Source organism: Burkholderia cepacia, assembly GCF_001718835.1.
GTDB lineage: Bacteria > Pseudomonadota > Gammaproteobacteria > Burkholderiales > Burkholderiaceae > Burkholderia > Burkholderia cepacia_F.
The window spans coordinates 1,275,480-1,288,316 of sequence record NZ_CP013443.1 but is presented as its reverse complement, the minus strand read 5'-3'; the positions used below and the strand labels follow the sequence as shown (position 1 = coordinate 1,288,316).

12 protein-coding genes are annotated in these 12,837 nt (G+C 67.2%); 4 read left to right on the top strand and 8 right to left on the bottom strand.

Going from position 1 to position 12,837, the window contains the following annotated elements:
- The first annotated feature begins 2 nt into the window (after positions 1 to 2).
- On the top strand, positions 3 to 776 hold the full coding sequence (locus tag WT26_RS09365; RefSeq protein ID WP_069272693.1) for an ABC transporter ATP-binding protein: 774 nt from the start codon (positions 3 to 5) through the stop codon (positions 774 to 776).
- Between the two features lie 68 nt (positions 777 to 844).
- On the opposite strand, the gene WT26_RS09360 is transcribed toward WT26_RS09365, so the two are convergent.
- From WT26_RS09360 to WT26_RS09340, 5 genes are all read right to left on the bottom strand, one after another.
- A complete protein-coding gene (locus WT26_RS09360) occupies positions 845 to 1,312 on the bottom strand; it encodes an Lrp/AsnC family transcriptional regulator (protein ID WP_069272692.1) in 468 nt (155 codons plus the stop codon).
- A 172-nt stretch (positions 1,313 to 1,484) separates the two neighbouring features.
- On the bottom strand, positions 1,485 to 3,899 hold the full coding sequence (locus tag WT26_RS09355) for a mechanosensitive ion channel family protein (protein WP_418220247.1): 2,415 nt from the start codon (positions 3,897 to 3,899) through the stop codon (positions 1,485 to 1,487).
- 205 nt (positions 3,900 to 4,104) lie between these two features.
- Positions 4,105 to 4,746: an NAD(P)-dependent oxidoreductase gene (locus WT26_RS09350; protein ID WP_069272691.1), complete on the bottom strand. Its 642-nt coding sequence runs from the start codon at positions 4,744 to 4,746 to the stop codon at positions 4,105 to 4,107.
- 125 nt (positions 4,747 to 4,871) lie between these two features.
- Positions 4,872 to 5,327 carry an Rrf2 family transcriptional regulator gene (locus WT26_RS09345; protein WP_069272690.1) on the bottom strand — a complete coding sequence of 152 codons (456 nt, stop codon included), beginning with the start codon at positions 5,325 to 5,327 and terminating at the stop codon, positions 4,872 to 4,874.
- Between the two features lie 93 nt (positions 5,328 to 5,420).
- On the bottom strand, positions 5,421 to 5,825 hold the full coding sequence (locus WT26_RS09340; RefSeq protein ID WP_069272689.1) for a hypothetical protein: 405 nt from the start codon (positions 5,823 to 5,825) through the stop codon (positions 5,421 to 5,423).
- Between the two features lie 191 nt (positions 5,826 to 6,016).
- Here WT26_RS09340 and WT26_RS09335 point away from each other — a divergent pair, with 191 nt between their 5' ends.
- The 3 genes from WT26_RS09335 (at position 6,017) to WT26_RS09325 (ending at position 9,906) form a co-directional block, all read left to right on the top strand.
- The gene (locus WT26_RS09335; RefSeq protein ID WP_069272688.1) at positions 6,017 to 6,352 is read left to right on the top strand and encodes a hypothetical protein; all 336 of its coding nucleotides are present in this window, start codon (positions 6,017 to 6,019) and stop codon (positions 6,350 to 6,352) included.
- 242 nt (positions 6,353 to 6,594) lie between these two features.
- Positions 6,595 to 7,788 (top strand): ammonium transporter, encoded by a 1,194-nt coding sequence (locus tag WT26_RS09330; protein WP_059664755.1) that lies wholly within the window; start codon positions 6,595 to 6,597, stop codon positions 7,786 to 7,788.
- A 159-nt stretch (positions 7,789 to 7,947) separates the two neighbouring features.
- Positions 7,948 to 9,906: a PhoX family protein gene (locus WT26_RS09325; RefSeq protein WP_069272687.1), complete on the top strand. Its 1,959-nt coding sequence runs from the start codon at positions 7,948 to 7,950 to the stop codon at positions 9,904 to 9,906.
- A gap of 60 nt (positions 9,907 to 9,966) precedes the next feature.
- Here WT26_RS09325 and WT26_RS09320 read toward each other — a convergent pair whose 3' ends face one another.
- From WT26_RS09320 to WT26_RS09310, 3 genes are all read right to left on the bottom strand, one after another.
- Entirely contained in the window at positions 9,967 to 11,322 is a 1,356-nt protein-coding gene (locus WT26_RS09320; protein ID WP_080485692.1) for an intermembrane transport protein PqiB, read from the bottom strand.
- A gap of 288 nt (positions 11,323 to 11,610) precedes the next feature.
- Entirely contained in the window at positions 11,611 to 11,829 is a 219-nt protein-coding gene (locus tag WT26_RS09315; protein ID WP_059624746.1) for a hypothetical protein, read from the bottom strand.
- Between the two features lie 129 nt (positions 11,830 to 11,958).
- The gene (locus WT26_RS09310) at positions 11,959 to 12,621 is read right to left on the bottom strand and encodes a DUF3313 domain-containing protein (protein WP_069270022.1); all 663 of its coding nucleotides are present in this window, start codon (positions 12,619 to 12,621) and stop codon (positions 11,959 to 11,961) included.
- Between the last annotated feature and the right edge of the window lie 216 nt (positions 12,622 to 12,837).

The window sequence follows — 12,837 nt, the reverse complement described above, 5'->3', positions numbered from 1 at the left end:
CCGTGAACCTGCTCGAACTCGATGACCTCTGCCTCGCCTACGACACGCCGCACGGCCGCCGCACGGTGGTCGACGGCCTGAGCCTCGCGCTGCCGCGCGGCGACATCGGCTGCCTGCTCGGCGCGTCGGGCTGCGGCAAGACCACCGTGCTGCGCGCGATCGCCGGCTTCGAACCTGTGCGCATGGGGCGCATCGTGCTGGACGGCGCGCCCGTCGCGGCGCCGTCGCTCGACGTGCCGCCCGAGCGGCGGCGCATCGGCATGATGTTCCAGGATTACGCGCTGTTCCCGCACCTGAGCGCGGCCGACAACGTCGCGTTCGGCCTGCGGCGGCAGCCGAAGGCCGCGCGGCGCGCGCGCGTCGCGCAGATGCTCGATCTCGTCGGCCTCGCCGATTCCGGCAGCGCCTATCCGCACGAGTTGTCGGGCGGCCAGCAGCAGCGTGTCGCGCTCGCCCGTGCGCTCGCGCCGTCACCGGAACTGCTGCTGCTCGACGAGCCGTTCTCGAACCTCGACGTCGATACACGCGAGCGGCTCGCGTTCGAGCTGCGCGACATCCTGAAACGCACGGGCCACACCGCGATCCTCGTCACGCACAACCAGGCGGAAGCGTTCGCGATCGCCGACCGGATCGGCGTGATGAAGGATGGCCGGCTCGCGCAATGGGATACGCCGTATGCGCTGCGTCACGAGCCGGCCGACGCGTTCGTCGCGTCGTTCGTGCGCGACGACGCGCTCGCCGACGAGCGCCGGCGCGCGCTCGCGCGCGGCTGCTGACGCGCCGCCCGGCCGATCGCGCAGAAGCAACGGGCCACGGCGGCCCGCGCGGCCGTCAGCGCGAGCGGCTAAGCGCCGTCGTCCGCACGCACGGGCAGCGCGGTCGAATACTTGATCTGCTCCATCGCGAACGACGAGCTGACGTCGAATAGCGGCACCGTACGAATCAGCTGCTTGTACACGCGGTCATAATCGTCGATGCCGGCCACCACGACGCGCAGCAGGTAGTCGGTCTCGCCGCTCATCCGGTACACCTCGACCACTTCCGGCATGTCGCGCACGGCCTGCGTGAAACGCTGCGCCCATTCCTCGGTGTGCTGGTTCGTCCGGATCGCGACGAACACGGTCGTGCCGACCCCAAGCTTGCGCGGATCGCACAGCGCAACCTGCGCGCGAATCGCGCCGGTTTCCTTGAGCCGCTGCACGCGCTTCCAGCACGGCGTCTGCGACAGGTTCACGCGCTGCGCCAGTTCCGCGATCGGCAGCGTGGCATCCGCCTGCAACAGCTCCAGCAGCTTGCGATCGATGGCGTCCATTTCTCCAGTCCCTCGTCGATAGAAATTTATTCTATGCACACTTCGTTCGGGGGAACAATATGAAAACCGCCTCGCCGCGTCGACCGGTATAAATACCGACATGCGTGTGCGGCGCGCGTACACGCGAATCCCGGTCAGGGCGTAGCGGGAGTCACCCGCCCATCGCGGCGGCTCACACGCCGCCGCCGTCGCGCGCGGCCCGCGCCGCTGCCGTTGCCGCTGCCGTTGCCGGCCCGGACGCCAACGGTTCATTGGCCGCCCCGGCCTCGCCAGCCCCGACGACCGGCCCTTCGACCGTCCCGTCTTCCGCCGTGCCGTGCGGCGACGACGACACCACCTGCATCTGCGGCACCGGAATCGCGATGCCTGCCGCTTCCATCCGCGCCTTCACGCGCGCGTTGAACGCGCGCATCACGGTCGACTGCTGCAGCGGCTGCGTGCGGATCTGCCCCTTGAAGATCAGCCAGTTCGGCTCGAAGCGGTCGAGCCCCCACACCTCGACGCCGCCGAGCATCAGGCGCCGCACCGTGAAGTCGCTCCACAGGTCGGCGCCCGCGTCGCGGATCAGGTGCGTGATCTCGTCGACATCGGCGGACAGCGGCGCGCGCACCTCGAACACCGCATAGCCGAAGTCGCGCGACAGGTTCTTGACGATCTTGATCTGCGAGAACGGAATCGCGTGCAGCGCGCCCTGCCCGTCGCGCAGCCGCACGGTGCGGATCGACAGGTGCTCGACGGTGCCCGCGTGGCCGCCGTCGACGTCGATCCAGTCGCCGACCGAGATCGTGTCCTCGACGATGATGAAGAGCCCGGTGATCAGGTCGGACACGAGCGACTGCGCGCCGAAGCCGACCGCGAGGCCGATCACGCCGGCGCCCGCGAGCAGCGGCGTGACGTTGATGCCGAGGTTCGCCGCGGTGACGACCGCGGCAATCGTGAGGATCGTGACGAACACCACGTTGCGCACGAGCGGCAGCATCGTGCGTGCGCGCACGCTCGGATTGCGACCGCGGCGCGCGGCCGCCGAATTGAGCGCCTCGAGGATCGCCGTATCGACGATGATCCACGTGAGCCACGACACGAACCACGTGATAATGATCGCGGACATCGCCTGCGCGATGCCGCGCGCCGCCACGCTGTGCTCGACGACGCGCGCGATCGAGATGCCCCACAGCCGCGACGTCAGCTCGACGTAGCCGAGCCAGACGAACAGCGTCATCAGCGAGCCGGCGAAGCGCACGAGCCGCGCGACGTACGCGGACTGGTTGCGCCGCACGCGGCGGTGCGCGGGGTTCGGACGCGTGACGCGCAGCACGACCGCCGACAGGAAAAACGCGAGCACCAGCAGGAGCGCGGTGACGATCGACGTCTGCAGCAGGTTCGACGACGTGCGGCTGCCCGCCAGCGTGCCGAATACCGCGGCGAACGCGAGCAGCAGCACCGGCACCGGCCAGATCCACGCGGCGAATTCGGCCATCTCGGTCGTCGCGCGATGGCCGGTGCGCAGCGCGTAGCTGCGGTTGCGGATCAGGTGCGCGACCGGGCGCCGGAACGCGAGCGCGAAATACGCGCACAGCGTGGCCGCGATCATGTTCGCGACCGTCGCGATCAGGCCCGCGAGATTGGTGCCGAGCAGATGCGCGACGTCGTAGTTGAGCGCCGCGTCGCCGAGCGCGCCGAACGCGCCGATCACGCGCAGCAGGCGCCACGATCGCTCGATCAGCACGCGCCCCGCCGCGCGGCGGTGGCCGGCGCTGAACAGCGCGAACATGATCAGGCACAGCGCCGCGAACACCGAGCCCGCCACGATCGCATACGCGATCACGAGCGCGACGGTGCGGCCGAGCGATTCCGGCAGGTTGCGCGCGATCGACAGCACGAGCACGAACGCGATGATCCACGGGCCGACCCGGCGCAGCGCGAACATCAGCATCTCGTGCGCGCTCGGGTTCGGATTCAGCCTGACGGCCACGCCCAGGCGCGCGGCGAGCCGCTGCTGCACGGCAATCAGCGCGACCGCGCACGCCCCCCAGCCGACCAGCAGCAGCACGCAATCGAGCAGGGTCATGCCGAACGATTCGGGGCCGTGGCCGCTCACGATCGTATAGAACTCGTTGCCGGCCGCCGTGAAGCGCCCCGCCCAGTAGTGCAGCGGCGAATCGCCCTGCTTCATGCTCGATTCGACGGACGCCATCCCGGACGCGATCGCGCCCCACAGGCCGGCGTTCGCCGCCGACGGGGCCGATGCGGCGGAAGCCGCCTGCGCGGTCTGCGCGACGTCGCGCAACGCCTTGAGCTGCGACACGAGCGCGGTCCGCTGCCGATCGTTGTCGAGCATGCGGATCACGGAATTGAACGACTGGGCGATCTCGGCGGCGCTCGCCGGCGACGGCGCGGAAGCCGCCGCGGCGCCCGACGCGGCCGCCGCGCCGGAGGCCGCCGACGCGGGCGCCTCGGCAACCGCGGGCGCGATCAGCTTTTGGAACGTCGCGAGCCCGGGCACGGTCGCGGCCGGCGCGGGCTGAGCGAACCCGACCCCGAACACGAGACCGAGCGCGGCGGCGCCCGTCGTGAGACGGGGCGCAATATGGGCCGCAACAAGGGGCCGGACCGGCCGGCGCACTGTGACAAGGCAGGACAGCAAAACGACGCAACAGGCCGTTACTGCCCAGCCCAGAAATTGCAAGGATAACGAAAGCAAATTGCGATCCTGTCTGGGGAAGCACGGATCGCCTAGTGTAGCGTCAACCGGCGGCGCCCCCGCCAAAACGGGCTGCGCCGCCGTCTGCCGCTCAATACGCGACCGTCGCGATCTCGCGCACGAAGCTGCCTTGCTCGAGCGCATCGACGAACGCGACCGCGTAGTCTTCCGCCGAGATCTTGCTGTTGCCCTGCGCATCCACGATCAGCTTGCCGACGCCCGTGCGGAACGTGCCCGTGCGCTCGCCCGGGGCGATCATCGCGGCCGGCGCGAAGAACGTCCAGTCGAGATCGCCGACGCTGCGCAGGTACGTGAGCGCATCGCGGTGCGCGAGCGCGACCGCCTTGTACGCTTCCGGGAAACCTTCGCTGTCGACGAGCTGCTTGCCGGGTGCGACTTCCAGCGAACCGGCGCCGCCCACCACCACGAGCCGCTTCAGGCCCGCCTGGCGCGTGCCGGCAACCAGCGCTTTCGCGGCCGCGACGACCTTCGCCGCATCGTCCTGCTTCGGGCCGTACGCGCTCGCGACGACGTCATGGCCCGGCAGCGCGGCCGCGATGCTGGCCGCGTCGAACAGGTCGGCCGCCTTCGCGGTGATGCCGTCGCCGGCCGCGCCGGGATGGCGCGACAGCGCGGTCACGCGATGGCCGCGTCGTGCGGCTTCCGCGGCGATGCGCGAGCCGATCATGCCGGTGGCGCCGAACAGCGCGATATTCAGGGTGCGTTGCGTCATGTCGATTCTCCAGTAAGCAAAATATGTAACAAAGTTAATTACAGATAAGACCGAAAAAAATGGGGTGGTCCACCCCGTTGCACCGGCCACGCGCGGCGCGGCCGGCTCACTGCTCCACCATTCGCTCATCCGCCGGCGCCGGCCCGATCGAGCCGAAGCTGCTCGGAATTCAGCACGTCGGCCGTGACGTCGGCCAGCGTGCGGGTGGCAAGCGATGCTTCCATCGCGCGCTGCGCGTCGCCGATGTAGTCGGTCAGCGCGCCCTGGATGTGCCGCCCGACGAGACACGCGGGATTCGGCGCCTCGCGGTGCAGCGCGAACAGTTGCGCATCGTCGACCGCGCGATACACGTCGAGCAGCGTGATCGCGCCGGGCTCGCGCGCCAGCAGCGCACCGCCGCCCGCGCCCAGCTGCGACGTGGTCAGCCCGGCGGCCGCCAGCATCGACAGCAAGCGGCGGATCAGCGCCGGGTTCGTGTTCACGCTGCCCGCGATGATGTCGGACGACAGCGGCACGCCTTCCTGCATCGACAGCAAGGCAAGCACGTGGACGGCAAACGCGAAGCGGCTGCTGGTATTCATTCCTCGCCCACTCGAGCGCCGCCGGCCCGAACCGGCTGCCGGCGACATGTGTAACCATCATAATTACATTTTGCGGATCATGCAAGCGTCCGCTCACTGGCCGCTGGCAGGCTTGGTGGCGGACGCGCCCTGCTGGCTCCATTGCTGGAGCTTGCGCCCGGCTTCGGCGATCTTCGCGCCGGCTTCGGAAGCCGCATGCGCGACGACCGCGGAAGCAGCCGCGTCGATCTGCGCCTGCGCGGCGGAGGCGAGGCCGCTCGCGGACAGCGGCGGCACGGCCGACGCCGCGGACGCGATGCCGGCCTTCGCCGCGCTCGTCACCTGGTCGATCGCCTGCGTCGCGTGCTTCGCGGCATCGGCGGCCGCGCTCGCGGCCGTATCGGGTTGCGTGACCGGCGCACCGGACTTCTCGCATCCGCCGAGCAGCAGCGCCGCGCACGCGGCGACAACCGCCAGCGCGGGCCCGCGCCCGCTCACTCGCCATTCACTTACCTTCATCTGCAATCTCCGGCCGCGCGTGGCGCGGCCTCGTGGTTGAACCGACGTCGATGATACCGCCGATGCGAGCCGCATTTCGCTCACTCCGGGTTAAAAACAGCTTTCAATTTCGGATTCGTCTGATTCAATCGTGCGAGCGATCGCCCTAAAGTGAAGTCCCTCCGACCCGCATCGCCCGCGATCCGCAATTCATGGATTTCCTCGTCGACTGGCTCATCATCCTGGCGGCCCTGCTGGCCGTCGCCTGGTTCCTGTGTCTGCGCGCGCGGTGCTCGCGCCACCCGCCGGAAATCGGCCGCGCACGCCGCATCGAATCCGCGCGCCTGCTCACCCAAGGGATTCTCGGCTTCTGGACGGCCGCGCTGATCGTCGCGCGCGAAATGCTGACCGCCGACAGCGCCGACGCGTCCCCGGCCGGCTTCGCGGCGCTCGCGTTCGCCGCGCTCGGGCTCGCGGCCGTCGCGGCGTACTGGTGCGCGTGCGCCGTGCGGCTGCGCCGCCCGCGCCTGTCCTTCCGGCGCTCCTGACGCGCCAGGCCGGTGCGCGATGCCGCACGATCGCGCACCTCGTCCGCACCAGATCGGAACGCCACGCACCACGTCCGTGCGCTCGACGGCGCCCCGCTGGGCAGCCGTCGCTCCCCCGATGCGCGCACGTCGCGCCGGCGCCCCATCCGGCAGCGCGCACCGCACCAATTCCACGCAGCCGTTCACCAGCTTGGCTCGATTTTTGCGTTCCTCGCCCTTTTTTTGCGCAAGGAAGCCACGGCATGGATGGTCTGAAATCCGGCGTCGACTCACTGTTCCTGTTGATCGGCGCCGTCATGGTGCTCGCGATGCACGCGGGCTTTGCATTTCTCGAACTCGGCACGGTCCGCAAGAAGAACCAGGTCAACGCGCTCGTGAAAATCCTGGTCGACTTCTCGGTGTCGACGCTCGCATATTTCTTCATCGGCTACACGATCGCGTACGGCGTCGAGTTCTTCGACGACATCGGCACGCTGTCGCAGCACAGCGGCTACGCGCTCGTACGCTTCTTCTTTCTGCTGACCTTCGCGGCGGCGATTCCCGCGATCGTGTCCGGCGGTATCGCCGAGCGCGCGAAGTTCAATCCGCAGCTGGTCGCGACGCTGATCATCGTCGGCTTCATCTATCCGTTCTTCGAAGGGATCGCGTGGAACGAACGCTTCGGCGTGCAGGCCTGGCTCACGCACGCGTTCGGCGCGCCGTTCCACGATTTCGCGGGCTCCGTCGTCGTGCACGCGTTCGGCGGCTGGGTCGCGCTGCCGGCCGTACTGCTGCTCGGCGCGCGCCACGGCCGTTATGCGAAGGACGGCCGGATCGCCGCGCACCCGCCGTCGAACATCCCGTTCCTCGCGCTCGGTGCGTGGGTGCTCGCGGTCGGCTGGTTCGGCTTCAACGTGATGAGCGCGCAGACGCTCGACAAGATCAGCGGCCTCGTCGCCGTGAACTCGCTGATGGCGATGGTCGGCGGCACGCTCGCCGCGTGGATGGCCGGCCGCAACGACCCGGGCTTCACGTACAACGGGCCGCTCGCGGGCCTCGTCGCGGTGTGCGCGGGCTCCGACGTGATGCACCCGATCGGCGCACTCGTCACGGGCGCCGCTGCCGGCGCACTGTTCGTCGCGATGTTCACCTGCGTGCAGAACAAGTGGCGCATCGACGACGTGCTCGGCGTGTGGCCGCTGCACGGCATGTGCGGCGCGCTCGGCGGCCTCGCGGCCGGCGTGTTCGGCCTGCCCGCGCTCGGTGGCCTCGGCGGCGTGTCGTTCATGTCGCAGCTCGTCGGCACGCTCGGCGGCATCGCGATCGCGACCGCGGGCGGCACGCTCGTGTACGGTGCGCTGAAGGCGACCGTCGGGCTGCGCCTCGACCGCGAAGCCGAGTTCGACGGCGCGGACCTGTCGATCCACCGCATCTCGGCGACGCCCGAACGCGACTGAGATTCGAGCGAACGTTCGACCACCCTACAACTTCGATTCAAAAAACTTTCATCGAGCGTCCTTACACTTCCGTCCAGTTTTCAATTTGCCTTCGTACAGCTTGCGATCGCAAGCCACGCGAAGGCGACGACGCTTCCAACAACTGAAACTGGACTCCACATGCCCGCGTTGCCCAATGCTTCCCGTCGTCAGGCCCTGAAGATCCTCGCCGGCGCGCCGATGCTTCCCCTTTCCGGTCTCGCACTGCCGGCCCTGCTGACGGGTTGCGGCGGCGACGACAATCCGGCCGCGACACCGGCCGCCGCGGCATTCGCCGCGGCGAGCTTCGCATCGATGGCGGCGCCCACGCTCGACAACGCGGCCGCGATGGCCACGACGACGGTCGGCTCGACGCTGTCGGTGGCGTTCTCGGACGGCTCGGCGCGCAACTTCAAGCTGGCGTACCGGCCGTTCTTCGTGACGGGCGACATGGTGCCGGACGGCAAGGGCGGCACGACGCTCGCGGGCGGCTACTACGACATCAACAACCAGCCGATCATCGACCGCTCGGTTGCCGGCAAGGAGCGCCAGTTCTACTCCGACTGCCCGGACGGCAGCTCGCTGCTGACGCTGAAGAACGCGAACGTGCCCGGCGTGAAAGGCAACACGGTGTTCGCCGTCGTGCAATTCGAATACACGACGCGCGATCAGGCGAGCGCATCGCAGTACGGCCAGCTGCCGTCGCCGATCGCGGTGCTGACGCTCGACCAGGATCCGGCCAGCGGCGCGCTGAAGGTCGTCAAGTACCACAACGTCGACACGTCGAAGGCGCACGGCCTGTGGATCACGTGCGGCGCGAGCCTGTCGCCGTGGGGCACGCACCTGTCGAGCGAGGAGTACGAGCCGGACGCGACCAGGGTCGCGACCGACGCGCAGTTCAAGGCGTTCAGCAAGAACACGTTCGGCGACGAGACGAAGGCGAACCCCTACCACTACGGCCACCTGCCCGAGATCACCGTGAATCCTGACGGCACGGGCACGGTGAAGAAGCACTATTGCCTCGGCCGCATCTCGCACGAGCTGATCCAGGTGATGCCGGACCAGCGCACCGTGATGATGGGCGACGACGCGACCAACGGCGGCCTGTTCATGTTCGTCGCCGACAAGGCCGCCGACCTGTCGGCCGGCACGCTGTACGTCGCGAAGTGGACGCAGACGTCGTCGGCCGGCGCCGGCACCGCGACGCTCACGTGGATCAGGATCGGCCATGCGACGAGCAGCGAGATCGAAGCGCTCGCGAACACGTTGAAGGCGTCGGACATCATGGACCTGGCGACCACCGACCCGAACGATGCGAGCTACACGAAGATCCACTTCGGCGGCAAGTTCAACTGGATGCGCGTGAAGCCGGGGATGGAAAAGGCGGCCGCGTTCCTCGAGACGCACCGCTATGCGGCGCTGCTCGGCGGCAGCATGGGCTTCACGAAGCTCGAAGGCACGACCGTGAACGCGAAGGACAAGATCGTCTACACGGCGATGTCGCGGATCGAGACGTCGATGGTCAAGGGCAATGCGGTGTCGCGCGACGTCGCGGTCGACAAGAAGATCGCCGCGGGCGCCGTCTATGCGCTGAACCTGAAGGGCAGCCAGCGCGACACGACGGGCAGCGCGATCGACAGCGAATGGGTGCCGGTCGACATGGGCGCGCCGGCGGCGCTCGTCGGCGAGGATCTCGCCGCGGCCGACGGGCTCGGCAACCTCGCGAACCCGGACAAGATCGCGAACCCGGACAACCTGAAGTTCTCCGAAAAGCTGCGCACGCTCTTCATCGGCGAAGACTCGGGCATGCACGTGAACAACTTCCTGTGGGCCTACAACGTCGACACGAAATCGCTCGCGCGCGTGCTGTCGTGCCCGGCCGGCGCGGAATCGACGGGCCTGCACGCGGTCGACGAGATCAACGGCTGGACGTACATCATGAGCAACTTCCAGCACGCGGGCGACTGGGAATCGCCGCTGCACGACAAGGTCAAGCCGACGCTCGACCCGCTCGTGCGCGCGAACTTCAAGGACCGCTTCGGCGCGAGCGTCGGTTACCTGACGGCCGAGCAGACCAGCATCAAGCTCGCGAAGGCCTGAGCGCCGCGTCAGGACCGGAACGGCCGGTCTTGACGCTCACGGACTCCTGCTTCATCACGTTCATTCGTCGGCTCCACGCCGTCCTTCGCGCGATGCCTTGGCGGGCATCGCGCCTTTTTTGAGCGCCGGCGCCAACTCGTCATTGACCTGCCGAAAAAAAGAGTCGGCCGACCGCGATGTCTCGTCGACACGACGCCCGATCTCGGCAAGCGGGATGCGGCCGATCCTGTCGCCGATGTCGACAACCTGCTCCCGCAATGTCTCCAGTGCATTCGGTACGGTGGGCAGTTCGACCAGGACATGGCTGGTGTCGACATTGGCCGGCGCCGCGTGCGGAAAGAATTCGAGTGCGATGTAGCGCTGCGCGGTCAGCTGGTTTCCGATGCGCAATTGGCCGCGCAACCCTTGTGCAACCAGTTGGTGCAACAGATTCCGGCCCGCCGCACTGTCACCGCCACCCAATGCACGCCGGTAGGTTTCGCCCAGTCGTGCAGGGTACAGATCGAGCGTAACGATCATGTCGGTGCGCTGAAGAGCCCTATCTAATTCGACCGCGACCGCAGTGACCTCGCCAATTTCAACGCCATGAAAATCGACGGGGGCGCCGACGGACAAACCTTGAGCCGACGCCGCAAACCGCATGCGAACCGATGCGGCGGGGCCATCATCTGCTCGGCGAAGGGCATCGGCTCGGGTAGCGAACAGCGTGAACGGTTCGCGGTCCGGCAACCTGTGGGACAGCTCGCCTGACGGAACCGGAGTCTCGAACGCAATACCGCCCGACCAGACTGCCGACGGCGACGCGATGTCCATCCTGATGCCGCCGGAACCGAGCCGTGCGTCGATGCCGCTCGCATGCCACCAACGCGTGTTCGCCGTGACATAGCGGTCAAACGGCGAGCCGATCCAGGCACTGAGGTCTACGCCGTCTCCTCGTGCAGACAGCGAGGCGTCGAGCACGCTCCCGACTCGCATCTGCTTGAAGTAGACAGGCGATCCCGCGGCCAACGATCCCATTGAAGCAGCGTGAAGAACGAATCGCGTCCCACTGGAGCCATACGGTACGACGGGTGCTGTCTCATGTCCGTCAAAGACGCGACATTGCCGGGACGCGCGCCCTATGTCGACGCCGATATACGAACCGGAGAATGCGGTGTCGAGACGTGACATGCCGGTCAGTTCAACGCTCGGGCGAACGATCCAGAAGCGCGCGTCGCAAGTCGTGAAGCGAGCCGCAGCGATGTCGAGCAGGACGGTGGCGAGCACTCGCGTCCGGTCGGTCGACATGTTCAGAGCAGTCAGTCTGCCGATTTCGACGCCCCGGTAGCGCACGAGGGTCTTGCCGGGCACGAGCCCCTCGGCACTGGCGAAACTGACTGTCACATCCGCTTCCGACGGCGTCCCTGTTTCGGTCATCAGGAATACGAGCAGCGCTGCAAGCGGAGCACAGCATGCGGCCAGCAACCCGCACGCGCGCCACACTACAGTTTCCCGGTGACGAGGTCGCGAATGCCTTTCCCGACCCTGACGGCACGAATCAAATGCTGCCTCAGCCGGCGCAAGATGCCGCTCGTCATGCCGCCACGCCCCCCGCGATGCGTGGCGTCATGACCGCACGTCGCAAAATAACGGCACCGTGATCGGCACCATTCCGAACGCGCAATTCCCATCGCTTGCATGCATTTGTCGAAGTAGCTCGCGAATTCATTGGGACAAGTCTCGAATATCGGCCTGGAACCCCAGCACGATGGTCAGATAGAAGAGCGCAGCAAACACGCCGGCCATGGTGCCGAACACATCCCGTGCAATTGCACCCCGGATGATGTGAGCGGGAATCCCGATCACCAGATAGGCAACGGCGAACACGATCGAAACCATGAGCGGGGGCGGCGTGTTCAGAACAAGATGTGCAATTTCCCGCATGTTTCCGGCTCCACGGCAGTTGACGGTTGCGACCGGCTTGACGATCCTGCTGAATGACGAATCGTCTGTTGCATGACATGCGTCGCAGCCCCGTGCGTTGATGCACCGAGCAAGTTACGCCTCAGGCGGTCACTGCAACTGACTGACGAGGGCATCCGCGCCCTTGTCGATTCCAGTCCTGGCCGCGCTTAGCGAGCCGAATGCGGCAGGCAGGTTCATCGCGTTCGGGTATTGCTTCGTCACGTATGCAGTCAGAAGCCGGCCGTTCGAGCTGTCGTACACCTCGACTGCATATGAAACCGAGCCGCTGAACGCCCCCTTCCCCCCTCGAATTGCCTGCACGCCGTTATAGAGATTGCCGGCGATGTCGAAGTGCATTGCTTGCCCGACCACTGCCGTCGTCTTTTCCGCGCCGGTGAGGGTGAGTCGGACGCGCAGCGCAGCAGGCGACGGTTGCGGTGCAATCTGAAAGCGCGTTGCGAGCTTTTCAGTGAACGTCTTGCGCATGTAGTCCGCAAGCGCGGCCTTGTCCTCCGCTTTCAAGTCGCCGAACTGATTGTCCCGGCCAGTGTAGATGTCGACCGGATCGACAATGACCTGCCGATATTTCGACCAGTCCACCTGCGCCGCGTACCGGTACGGCACCTGTGCAGCATCGCTGGTCCGGTTCTGCGTGAGTTGCGAGGACGACGCAAGACCGGAATACGCAACGGGCTGCACGCCGGCGCACGCCGTCAACGCGAGCGCCGTGGCGCTCGATACGAGAAAAGGAATGAATCGGGTGCTGAACATGTCTGGTTCCTTGAGAAGGCGCCTGGCGTCACCAGTCGTGAAATGTCGAAAGATTTGACGTGGCCGAAGCGTAGCACTGCACCTCTCATATGTAAACCGTCTACCCGGTTTGTTTTTATCAGATGACCGGCAAGGTACAATCCGCGGTCTGCAGCCCGCGGCCTCGCCGGTGGGCTCGCCCCGCCCTCCTGCCACCGTCACGGCGCGTCTAGGCCA

Excerpts from the sequence above, each read along its gene's own strand:
- WT26_RS09320 (WP_080485692.1), bottom strand. The coding sequence starts at position 11,322 with ATGACCGAAACAGGGACGCCGTCGGAAGCGGATGTGACAGTCAGTTTC.
- WT26_RS09360 (WP_069272692.1), bottom strand. The coding sequence starts at position 1,312 with ATGGACGCCATCGATCGCAAGCTGCTGGAGCTGTTGCAGGCGGATGCC.
- WT26_RS09325 (WP_069272687.1), top strand. The coding sequence starts at position 7,948 with ATGCCCGCGTTGCCCAATGCTTCCCGTCGTCAGGCCCTGAAGATCCTC.
- WT26_RS09310 (WP_069270022.1), bottom strand. The coding sequence starts at position 12,621 with ATGTTCAGCACCCGATTCATTCCTTTTCTCGTATCGAGCGCCACGGCG.
- WT26_RS09335 (WP_069272688.1), top strand. The coding sequence starts at position 6,017 with ATGGATTTCCTCGTCGACTGGCTCATCATCCTGGCGGCCCTGCTGGCC.
- WT26_RS09345 (WP_069272690.1), bottom strand. The coding sequence starts at position 5,327 with ATGAATACCAGCAGCCGCTTCGCGTTTGCCGTCCACGTGCTTGCCTTG.
- WT26_RS09350 (WP_069272691.1), bottom strand. The coding sequence starts at position 4,746 with ATGACGCAACGCACCCTGAATATCGCGCTGTTCGGCGCCACCGGCATG.
- WT26_RS09315 (WP_059624746.1), bottom strand. The coding sequence starts at position 11,829 with ATGCGGGAAATTGCACATCTTGTTCTGAACACGCCGCCCCCGCTCATG.
- WT26_RS09330 (WP_059664755.1), top strand. The coding sequence starts at position 6,595 with ATGGATGGTCTGAAATCCGGCGTCGACTCACTGTTCCTGTTGATCGGC.
- WT26_RS09340 (WP_069272689.1), bottom strand. The coding sequence starts at position 5,825 with ATGAAGGTAAGTGAATGGCGAGTGAGCGGGCGCGGGCCCGCGCTGGCG.